This window comes from Methanosarcina sp. UBA5, from assembly GCF_002505485.1.
Taxonomy (GTDB): domain Archaea; phylum Halobacteriota; class Methanosarcinia; order Methanosarcinales; family Methanosarcinaceae; genus Methanosarcina.
Window position 1 is genome coordinate 1 of sequence record NZ_DAVG01000132.1, and the last position, 3,780, is coordinate 3,780.

At 34.6% G+C, this 3,780-nt stretch carries 3 protein-coding genes; all 3 read left to right on the forward strand.

What is annotated here, in order from left to right; translation table 11 throughout:
• The first annotated feature begins 187 nt into the window (after positions 1-187).
• Positions 188-412, forward strand: a complete 225-nt coding sequence (locus BP621_RS16615; protein ID WP_292391835.1) for a winged helix-turn-helix domain-containing protein — start codon at positions 188-190, stop codon at positions 410-412.
• Positions 413-685: 273 nt separating this feature from the next.
• Positions 686-889: a DUF2795 domain-containing protein gene (locus tag BP621_RS17280; RefSeq protein ID WP_394339320.1), complete on the forward strand. Its 204-nt coding sequence runs from the start codon at positions 686-688 to the stop codon at positions 887-889.
• Positions 890-1,636: 747 nt separating this feature from the next.
• The coding region (locus BP621_RS16620) for a PAS domain S-box protein (RefSeq protein WP_292391836.1) at positions 1,637-3,780 on the forward strand (2,144 nt) is incomplete at its 3' end.

The window sequence follows — 3,780 nt, forward strand, 5'->3', positions numbered from 1 at the left end:
AGCCAGCATATTATCAAAGTCCGATTATAACTTGACTTTTATATAAAATAAACATTTTCATATAGGAAGAAAAATAATACATCGTATAATCATTCTTGTCTTTCTAAGGCACGATATGGGATATTTTTGAAAAATGAGTCTCTTTTGAGGGGAACTTTTTAATCCATTGTAAGAAGGAGTCAGTATTATGAGAAGAAGTAAAACTGATATTGCAGAAGAGATTTTAAAAGTAGCAATGAATGGGGCGAATAAAACTCACATTGTAAATGAGGCAAATGTTAATTTTAATATTGCCTCGAGGTATCTGGAAATGTTGAACGATAAAGAACTCATTAGGCATGAAAATGGTTTTTTCATAACCACTGATAAGGGGAAGGTTTTTCAGGAAATCGCTAAAGAACTAAAGCTCTAAACTTATATTCATTAAACTTTTAATTTTTTATTACAACCGGTTATATAAAGCCTACACTTATTGACATATCTCATCCTAAAATCAATTTTATTCTAAAATCAGTAAGGTTTACAGAACTATTTCTCATTACCAGAAACTCGATTGATTGTTCGGAATATGAGATTCAAAGTATCAATTTAAGTTTCGGGATCAGCTCATATAAAATAGCTATTGCCATTAATGAACGTTTGAGATAATGTCCAAGCTAAATATAACAAAGTATGGAGAAAACAAATGCAAGCCAGCTATGTTGAAATTAGAGTTATCTTAAGAAATATATACTTTTCTTTAACGAAGCAAGAACTTATTCAGCAAGCCATTAAACATGGAGCCAGTAATGAGGTAATTGAAGATCTTAGGAGTATTCAAGATAAAGAATACATTTCCCTTGAAGTGTCTTCATGGAACTTAAAGTACGAAATCAATCGCCTTTGGTAGTGTGAATACTTTATTATGTGAGATTATTGAAGGTTTAATGCTATTGATTTCTTAGTTGAACCATATAAGTCCACTACTAAAACAGTCAAAAAACAGACATGTTATACATTAAAACTCTATACAGCCTGGGAAGATGATATAAGAAAAACAGATATAATCTCATATGCCCATATTGTTGAAATTACCTTTTTGCGTGAAATAATCAGGACCAATCTAATACACATTTCCATTCTCAACTTTCAAGAGGGGAGTGTTTGTTTTTATATTTATAAATTTATTTTCTCTCTACCCTGTGTTTAATAATACCCCTTTATTATAAGTGTTCTATCTGTTCCATCTGTTCCATTTATTTTGTATTCACAGGGCTAATAGGAAAAGAAACTTATAAATTTTGAAAGTTTATAAGCCACAAAACAGATAGTATACAATAAGCAGGTATAGTCTCATGTATCTATATTGGTACTGCCCTTTTTTGCATGAAATAATCAGAAAGATTCTATGCCTGTTTAATTCTCAAGCTCCAAAAAGGTGTTGTCCTGATTGGCTAAGTGAGTTAAAATACAGAATTTGTGAAATATACAAGCCAGATACTTATTTATTGTATCATACCTATTTAAAAAATATTTAGGTGGACATAAAACTATATAAACAGTTCCTTCCAAAGTAATGTTAACTTTTTATAATGTAATATATATAATATATATTGTATATACTAATTTGACCTTACACCTGCTATAAGAGAAGAATATGGGAAGCACCAATAGGATCTCTGGTATTGATATTATTGGGGATATACCTTGGGGAACTCATTTCTGCCAGTTCTACCAGACAAAAGAAGATTTAATGGATATAATCATTCCTTACTTCAAGGCAGGATTGGAGAATAACGAATTTTGTTTGTGGGTCATATCAGATCAGTTAGATGAGGAAGAAGCAAAAGAAGCCTTAAAAGTGGCTATTCCCGAAATTGATGCGTATATAAAGAATGGGCAAATCGAAATTGTTCCCTATACCTACTGGCACGTCGAAGAGGGTACTTTAGGTCCAAAGATGGTACTAAACCAATTGATTGAAAAAACCAATAAGTCTCTTGTTAGTGGATATGATGGTCTGAGGTATAGTGGAAACGATTTCTGTGGTCACGACAATATATTGGACTCTTTCATTGGAAAATACCCTATGATGGCTCTTTGCACCTATCCAATTGACAAGTACAATGCAGTTGAGATATTAGACATCATTGCAAATCATCAATTTGCTTTAACTAAAAAAGAAAGTAAATGGGAGAAAATAGAAAGCTCATCTCAGAAGAATAATAAGGAGTGCAAGCAGGTTGAAGCAGCACTGAGTATGAGTGAGAAAGGTTTTTGTGCTCTTACAACAGCCAGTTCAGAAATGGTATATCGTGTGAGCCCTGACTGGAGCGAAATGCGCTATTTCTATGGTCGAGGTTTTCTTGCTAATACTGAAAGCCCAAGTAGCACATGGATTGATAAATATGTTCTCCCTGAAGATCAGTGGCGAGTGACAGCCATCATAAATGAAGCTATTCGGACGAAGAGCACTTACCAAACGGAACATAGAGTCCAGTTAGCCGATGGCAGCGTGGGATGGATCTTCTCACGTGCAGTTCCTTTGCTGGATGCAAATGGCGAAATTGTTGAATGGTTTGGTGCTGCCAGTGACATTACCAAGAGGAAAGAAGCAGAAGCGAAATTGAAAGATACACTCGATAATTTAGATAAACTGGTTAAAGAACGTACATTAGAGCTTCAGAGTGCTTATGATTCATTGAAAAAAAGTGAGGGAAATCTTGCTGAAGCTCAAAAAATGGCTCATATCGGAAGTTGGGAGCGAGACTTTGCAAATAACGAGCTTCATTGGTCTGATGAAACTTATCGTATTTTTGGACTTAAACCTCAAGAGTCAAAAGTAAATTCTGATACGTTTTTAAACTATGTTCATCCAGAGGATCGAAGCCGTGTAGATAATGCTATTAAAGAAGCATTAAAAGGAAAGCCTTTTGATATTGATTACAGGATTATCACAGCCAATGGAGAAGAACATATAGTCTATGGAAAAGCTGAAGTTGTTTTCGATGAGAAAAACAATCCAATTCGACTTAAAGGGACAGTTCAAGACATAACAGAGCATAGAAAAGCTGAAGAAAAGATTCGGAATTTAGCCAACGTTGTCGAATCATCAACTGAAGCTATCATAACTGAGTCTTTTGAAGGTATTATCACAAGCTGGAATAAGGGTGCAGAACAGGTTTATGGCTATTCAGCGGAAGAAGTTCTAGGAGAGTCTATATCCATCTTGGAGCCACCCACATTAACCGGAGAAACACACAGATTATGTGAAATAATTAAACGGGGGGAAAAGATCCAGCAATATGAAACCTTAAGACTGAGAAAGGATGGAAAGCTAATAAATGTTTCACTTAGTATTTTCCCAGTTTTTGATAACAAAGGAAAGACAACCGCTGCCTCCATTATTGCCACAGACATTACTCGGAGAAAAGAAGCAGAAGAAAGGCTTAGAGAAAGTGAAGAAAAGTACAGAAACATCGTTGAGACAGCAAATGAGCTTATACTCATAACTGACAATGAAAATGTAATTACTTACGTTAACAAGAAAATGTTAGATATGCTCGGATACACTATAGAAGAATCTATTGGCAAACCAGTATGGAATTTTATCAGTGAAGAATATAAACCTATTGTCAAAATGAATCTGGAGAATAGGAGGCAGGGAATAAGTGGAAGTTACGAATTGAAATTAATACGTAAAGATGGCTCACCCATCTGGACATTTCTAAATGCTAAACCTCTTTTTGACCAGAAAGGCAAGTATGTCGGTGCTATGAGTATGTTAACTGACATTACCGA

Coding starts and splice junctions, on each gene's coding strand:
- BP621_RS16615 (WP_292391835.1), top strand. CDS start 188: ATGAGAAGAAGTAAAACTGATATTGCAGAAGAGATTTTAAAAGTAGCA.
- BP621_RS17280 (WP_394339320.1), top strand. CDS start 686: ATGCAAGCCAGCTATGTTGAAATTAGAGTTATCTTAAGAAATATATAC.